The organism is Wolbachia endosymbiont of Mansonella perstans (genome assembly GCF_020278605.1).
In the GTDB taxonomy this organism is placed as follows: Bacteria; Pseudomonadota; Alphaproteobacteria; order Rickettsiales; family Anaplasmataceae; genus Wolbachia.
Genome location: NZ_JACZHU010000056.1, coordinates 1 through 7,248, shown reverse-complemented (window position 1 = coordinate 7,248; position 7,248 = coordinate 1). Strand labels below are relative to the sequence as shown.

Annotated in this window: 5 protein-coding genes; 3 read left to right on the top strand and 2 right to left on the bottom strand. The window is 36.1% G+C overall.

The genetic code is table 11. From position 1 onward, the window contains the following. Positions 1–547: 547 nt before the first annotated feature. Positions 548–1,615, bottom strand: coding sequence for a rod shape-determining protein (locus tag IHO13_RS03815; protein ID WP_225538352.1), 1,068 nt, complete (start codon positions 1,613–1,615; stop codon positions 548–550). Positions 1,616–1,635: 20 nt separating this feature from the next. Continuing rightward, positions 1,636–3,066, bottom strand: coding sequence for a gluzincin family metallopeptidase (locus IHO13_RS03810; RefSeq protein WP_225538351.1), 1,431 nt, complete (start codon positions 3,064–3,066; stop codon positions 1,636–1,638). A gap of 273 nt (positions 3,067–3,339) precedes the next feature. On the opposite strand from IHO13_RS03810, the gene IHO13_RS03805 reads away from it, so the two are divergent. The 3 genes from IHO13_RS03805 to ftsH all read left to right on the top strand — a co-directional run bounded on the left by IHO13_RS03805 (position 3,340) and on the right by ftsH (position 7,136). Further along, positions 3,340–3,819, top strand: coding sequence for an OmpA family protein (locus IHO13_RS03805; protein WP_368666880.1), 480 nt, complete (start codon positions 3,340–3,342; stop codon positions 3,817–3,819). Positions 3,820–3,995: 176 nt separating this feature from the next. After that, the gene (tilS, locus tag IHO13_RS03800) at positions 3,996–5,294 is read left to right on the top strand and encodes a tRNA lysidine(34) synthetase TilS (RefSeq protein WP_225538349.1); all 1,299 of its coding nucleotides are present in this window, start codon (positions 3,996–3,998) and stop codon (positions 5,292–5,294) included. 12 nt (positions 5,295–5,306) lie between these two features. Then, on the top strand, positions 5,307–7,136 hold the full coding sequence (gene ftsH, locus IHO13_RS03795; protein WP_225538348.1) for an ATP-dependent zinc metalloprotease FtsH: 1,830 nt from the start codon (positions 5,307–5,309) through the stop codon (positions 7,134–7,136). Positions 7,137–7,248 lie beyond the last annotated feature (112 nt).

Here is a 7,248-nt window from a genome sequence, read left to right as displayed (position 1 = left end):
ACAAGCCTTCTTTTGCCTTTTTTTTCATTTAGTAAGTTTCTTAAATATTTATAGCTGGTTGCAATTCATGGACGAACATTTATTTTTACAACGAATGGTATCGGCCCAGCACCACGGGGTGTCATCACAGTGCCCCAACACTAAGATCAGAAAACTAGTAAAGACTAGACTCCAGCGTCACGCGCACAGTTATACGAACATTGCAATTAGCAGGTAATTTGCGTAACAGACGGTGTCATCCAGTCCTCTGACACTTGGATTCAGCCTTTCCATGATCATCAAAAACGTTGTATTTTAACATAACTTTTATACTCACCAACTTAATAAAATTCCTGGGTGCTAGTGTCAAGCACTGGCATGACACCCTCCTAGTGCAGAGTGTTTGTACAACTGTGCTTCAAGCGCTGGAATGACAGGAAAAGGGCTACTTATATGGCATCCTCCTGGTAAGCTCAAATCAAAATGTTCATGCAGTTGTGTGTTACGCTACTAAAATGATGTCTCTATGCTTGAGATAGAGTTTGCTGTAAAATGAACTACCTTATAATTAATCTTGCTTAAATAAAACGTGGCTAAAATAATCGATGTTTTCAAGTACTTTGCCACTGCCTAGAACAACGCAGCAAAGCGGGTCATCTGCTACACGCACTGGCAGTTTTGTTGTTTCACTAATAACCCTGCCTAAATTGCGTAATAATCCACCACCACCAGATAAAACTATCCCTTTATCGACTATGTCGGAAGAAAGTTCAGGAGGAGTGCTCTCTAACGCTGTCTTAATAGCAGAAATTATTTGATGCACAGGCTCTATTAAACTCTCTGCAACCTGATATTCTGATAAAAGCATTTCTTTTGGCATACCGCTTACTAAGTCTCTACCTTTAATCATCATTCCTTCTTTGTTATTTTCACCCGGTAGGTTAGCCGAACCTACGCTTTTCTTAATTTTTTCAGCTGTTGTTTCGCCAATCAATAACTTATGGTTTTCACGAATGTATGATTTTATTGCTTCATCCATAATATCGCCACCTACTCTGGAAGACTGTGAATAAACAATTCCTCCTAAAGAAATAATTGCAACTTCAGTTGTACCGCCTCCTATATCAACAACCATAGAACCCTCGGGTTCGGTAACAGGAAGTCCAGCACCAATTGCTGCAGCCATTGGCTCTTCAATCAAAAATACTTCATTTGCACCAGCACTTTCTGCTGCATCTTGTATAGCACGCCTTTCAACTGGAGTGGACCCAGATGGAACACATATGATAATATTAGGTTTGTTAACAGTGAGTTTTGTATTTGCACTGCGTATGAAATACTTCAGCATCTCTTCCGCACTTTTAAAATCAGCAATGACTCCATCTTTTAATGGCCTGATTGCCTCTATTTCTGCGGGCGTTTTTCCTAGCATCATTTTAGCTTTTTTACCAAAGGCATAAGGAACATAGCTTCCTTTTTCCTTTATTCTTGCTACAACTGAAGGCTCATCAAGCACTATTCCTTGATTTTTTTGATAAACTAAAGTGTTTGCAGTGCCAAGATCTATAGCAATATCGCTAGCAAATAAACCTTTAAAAGTGAAAAAGTTTCTAGTTAATTTCTGAAAAAAATTCATATACAACTCAAAAAGACATTTTATTGAGACAAATTATATTTTTCAGATAAGTAATTAGTACAGCATTCAACGTCTAACCCCTTATCTGTTAGTTTTTTTAGTAAATCCGAAAAACCATACTTTGCATTGCATACATTTTGAGATAACCAACTGATAAGTAAACTAAAATCTCCTTTCATTATAGCGCCTAAGAGTTCGTAATGATCTTTTTTAATGAAAGAAAAAATCTGTATAGCGGTAATTAAAGCCATAATTTTAATAGGAAAATATCCAATGATTCCGCTTGCCCAGTATTCATCTTGAAAATAAGTGTCTAGTTCATTTTTAGCTTTTACTGGAATTTTATAATGCTTCATACCTTCCAACCATGCATCATGGAGGTCTTTGACCTCCAATGTACCATTTATTATATTCTGCTCTAATCTAGTCCTCAGCATAATGTGAGCTAACAGACTAAGTTCATCCGCATTCTTTAAAAGGGAAGAAAGATTTATTTTATTGAAAACCAAGTACAAATTCTCAACACTGCTAAATTTTGTATTATTCTTACCTTTTATGATAAATTTCTCTTTTATATATGGTTGAATAAACTCAATAAATTCTCTAGATGTTCCAATCACCCTTTCCATGAATAATCCTTGGGTTTCACACATAACGTGTTCTGTAATTAGGCTACTTATAGAATTTTGCGCTGAACATCTTCGGTAAATTTCATGACCACTACATCGTAAAAGTAGAAACAAACCGCAACAAAAATCAGATTCATTATAATCTATAGGGTGATAACAAGAAGTATGGTATAATGTAATACCCATTTTCTGTAGACACAGCGAGCCGAGTTCAATCTGCCTTTGAGTAGCAACTTTCTGCATATTAATAGCTTTGTCTTTCTTTTGCTTTTCAATTATTTTATCTACACTTTCACAAAAAAATTTGCCTACCTTAGGAAATATTTCCTTTATGCTCTTTTCTGTGATATCAAAATCATAGTCAGCAAGCAGTGAGTCGTATTTCGAGCATTTTAACTGCTGCGATTTTATAGAAACCACTTCGCGAACAAGCTTAACCAGGTCAGCAAAGTGCTTCTTCAGCTTTTCCAAGCTGCTAGTTTCAGACTGAGATAGCTTCCATAAATTTTGGCACTCAACTTTGGTCTGGGATAAAGACTTTACTAAATCGATAGGAACAGCACTGCTGCTTTTATGCATTCTCTCCATTAATTTTAGCTGCCGATTGCTAACACTCCTTTTTTTATTGTCAAGAGCACTTGCTTCTATTAATGATTCTTTTATTATCTCGTGAGAAATAATTCCATGTTTAATTTCTTCTAGAAGACCCATTTGCTCAACTTTGTCTTCTACTTTTAATTGGCTTTGGCTTAGTACTTTTAGCGTATTTTCAATACTCTTTATCTTACACAATACTTCCTCTAGGAATTTATGAGATTTCATATTTGTTCATTTTTTAGAAAACATCTGTTTAATATCGTAATAGATTAATAATAAAGTTAAAAGTATATTTACTCAAAGTATAATAAAAAATTATGTATTCTGTGCCTTTACTAGATTTTTCCACCAAAAGTCTAGCGCCTTATTAGAAAATCAATTGTAAGACTGTAGAAAAGTATTTAGTGTTTTATTTTTCTTGACTATACTGCTATAGAGAGATTATTAAATACTAAACTTAAAGTTACACACTATTTTAAAATTTATGGAGGTTTAGTGATGTGGAGTAGGTTGGTTGTAATGTGCTGTTTTTGTTTACTGCTTACTGGTGTAAGCTCTTGTCCAAAGAAAGGAGTGAGCACAGCAAATAAAATGAACTCTGTTGTTAAGCAGGTAGGTGGAAAAAGAGTTTTTTTTGATTATGATAAATCTAATATTAGCGAGGCAGGTGCAGATGTATTGCTCAGTGTAATAGAGGTATTGCAAAATAACCCTGATATGAAGGTTACTGTAACTGGTCATACTGACAATCGTGGTTCTCATGAGTACAATGTTGCATTGGGCGAGAGAAGGGCAGGTGCAGCTAAGAAATTTATGGTTAGTTGTACACCTTACCTAGAAAATAGAATAAAGACTGCTTCTAGGGGTGAAACTGAGCCTTTAGTTTATGTGCAAGACGACTCTAAGAATTCCAAGTATGAAAGACAGCACGCTAAAAATCGTAGGGTGGAGTTCTCATTTTCTGAAGCAAAGAAATAGTTTTTGCATTGAAACCTAGATCCCAGTGTCAAGCACTGGGATAACTAAATATAAAGGCACTTGGAATAGTATAAAGCAAAGGAGGGAGGGTAAAAAAGAACACAGAACACAGTTGGACTAACAAGTGTTATTTTCTATATAATTGACCTGAGAAAGTAAATTATGCAAGAGGAATAATGGAATTAGAGTCATTATTTCAAGGTGTAATCAAAGATTTTGCTATCCATAACAATAAAGTTGCAGTTGCAGTGTCAGGTGGTATAGACAGTATAACTTTATTGCATTTAATGATTAATTGGACAAAAAAAAGACAATATCCTATTCCTATAGCATTGACAGTAAATCATGTGTTGCGTCCAGAGTCTCAGGAGGAAGCTGAATTTACTGTAGATTATGCAAAAGAACTTGGAGTAGAGGAGTCGTTCATATTAAACTGGGAGAAACAAAATATTAAAGGTAATGTCCAATCACAAGCACGAAAAGCGCGATATAAGCTGCTAACGAAGTGGTGCAAAAGTAATAATGTTAAGCACCTACTCATTGCTCATCATAAAGATGATCAAGCAGAGACGTTTTTACTTAGGCTTGAACGTGGTAGCGGCATAGATGGGTTGTCATCTATGGATTACAAATCCCTTTTGAATGATGGGATTTGCATAATAAGACCGTTATTGAGTTTTAGTCGTAGTGAAATAGAAAAATATGCAAACTTTCATCGGCTAAGATGGGTTGAAGACAGAAGTAATCAAGATTTGAAATATAGGCGCACGTTATACCGCAACCTACTTAAAGTAAGTGATAATCAAGAGACTTTAATAGGGCGAATATGCCTCGCAGCTCTTCACATGAAAAGAGCTGCAAAAGCGTTGATACACTACACGCGTCTTGCGTTTAATGACTGTGTTAATGTTCATGATCTTGGTTACATTGAAATCAAACTAGGTGAATTTCATAAATTGCCTGAAGAAATAGCCTTGAGGCTTCTGCTCTATTCTATAATGGTAATCAGCAGTAAGCGCTACAAGCCAAGATATAATAATCTTATTACAATATTTAACCAAATATTGCAAAAGGATAACAATCTTCATTGTACGCTTTCTGAGTGTAAAATAAGGAAATACAAAGAAAGCATATTGGTAATTAGAGAGCCGTCAAAAATACAGGAAGTATCCGTAAGTTTGCCACTTAATGGGCCTGTTGAATGGGATAACAGATTCAGCTGCACAATACTTGGGGATCAGGAGTGTTCAGTAATTATTGCTCCGTTAAAGAAAGCACATAAGATCCCTAAGTTCTTAAAAGGTTATAACTGCTGTTCTGAGGTTTTTTACTCTTTGCCTGTGGTGATAAAAGATGAAAAGATACTGGCTTATTCTCATATAAATCATAATGAAGAAAATATCCATAACGGTAAATTTCAATGCATTACTAATAGCATAATAAAGCAAAATCTGGTAAACTTAATTAATATTTAGTCAAAAATAACAATGAAAAAATTTTTAGAAGGCTTACTAATTTGGTTAGTAATAGTTGTGCTTGTTTCGGTTGCATATATCCAGTTCAGCGGAAATGTAGGAAAAAGCAAAACAACTATACCTTTTTCAGAATTTTTAACTAGGCTGGAAGGTAGTGACATAGAAAGCGTTGTAATAAAAAATCAGAACATTGAAGGCAAGTTTAGAGATGGGTCAAGTTTTAACTCAAGTGGTGTTATATATAGTGACTTAATAAAAAGTTTGCATGACAGAAAAGTGAAATTCTCCTTTTCAACTGGAGATTCTGCGATGAACATCATTGGGGGGTTACTTATTCAATGGATCCCAACATTTATTTTTATTGGGTTATTACTATTCCTTTTAAAACAAACGCAAGCAGGAGGCAACAGAACCATAAGCTTTGGCAAATCAAAAGCTAGGCTCATGACTAGCGGAAAAAAAGTGACATTTGACGACGTTGCTGGAATTGATGAAGCAAAGGAAGAATTGGTAGAAATTGTTGATTTTCTTAAACAAAGGCAAAAATTTCAAGTGTTAGGTGGAAAAATACCAAAAGGGTGCCTCTTAATTGGCTCTCCTGGAACTGGTAAGACCCTACTTGCTCGTGCGATTGCAGGTGAGGCTAATGTGCCATTCTTTAGCATTTCTGGATCTGATTTTGTCGAAATGTTTGTTGGTGTTGGCGCAAGTCGTGTGCGTGATATGTTCGATCAAGGCAAGAAACATGCTCCGTGTATAATTTTCATAGATGAAATAGACGCAGTGGGTAGGCATCGTGGCATTGGTCTTGGTGGTGGCAATGATGAAAGAGAACAAACGTTAAATCAGTTATTAGTTGAGATGGATGGTTTTGAGTCTAATGAAGGTGTGATAATAGTTGCTGCAACCAATCGTCCAGATGTTTTAGATCCAGCACTGCTTAGACCTGGTCGTTTTGACCGTCAGATCACTATTTCTTTACCTGATATAAACGGGCGTGAAAAGATATTAAATACACATATAAAGAAAATATCGATAGCACCAGATGTGAATGTAAAAACAGTTGCAAGAGGAACACCAGGTTTCTCAGGTGCCGATTTAGCAAACTTAGTGAATGAATCTGCGCTCATTGCTGCAAGAAGAAACAAAAAGATTGTTACTATGGATGATTTTGAATATGCACGTGACAAAGTGATGATGGGCGTGGAAAGGCGTTCCTTAGTTATGACAGAGGAAGAAAAAAAGCTCACTGCTTACCATGAGGCTGGTCACGCAATAGTTGCTGTTAATATGCCTGCCTCCGATCCGATACATAAGGCAACTATCATTCCAAGGGGTAGAGCCCTAGGTTTAGTCATGAGATTGCCGGAAACAGACAGAGTATCTCACACGAGAGAAAAGATGGTAACAGACATAACTGTTGCTATGGGTGGAAGAGTAGCAGAAGAGCTAATTTTTGGTTATGATAAAATCACAAGCGGTGCATCTTCGGATATAAAGCAAGCATCTGGTTTATCACGCGCTATGGTAACAAAATGGGGAATGAGTGACAAAATAGGGCCGATATATCACAATCATGAACAAAATGTGCATGGTTCTGATATAATTTCTGAAGACACTCTAAAGCTCATAGATGAGGAAGTAAAACGAGTTGTATCTTCATGCTATGAAAAGGCAAGGGATATACTGACCAAACGCTGCAAAGATCTGGAACTTATCGCTGAAAACCTGCTGGAGTTTGAGACTTTAACAGGAGATGAAATCAAAGATATATTGAGTGGGAAAAAGATTGTGAGAAATGAAAACGAAAACAAGGAAAAGGTAAGAAAATCCTCTCTCTGATTAGAGCCCAATAAACTTTTTGCATAACAAACTTCTGGCAGTGCGTTGGATGAAGTGAAAAAAACTACTTGACAACCTTAGCCGTCACCATTGTCATAGTAATGAAGCTATT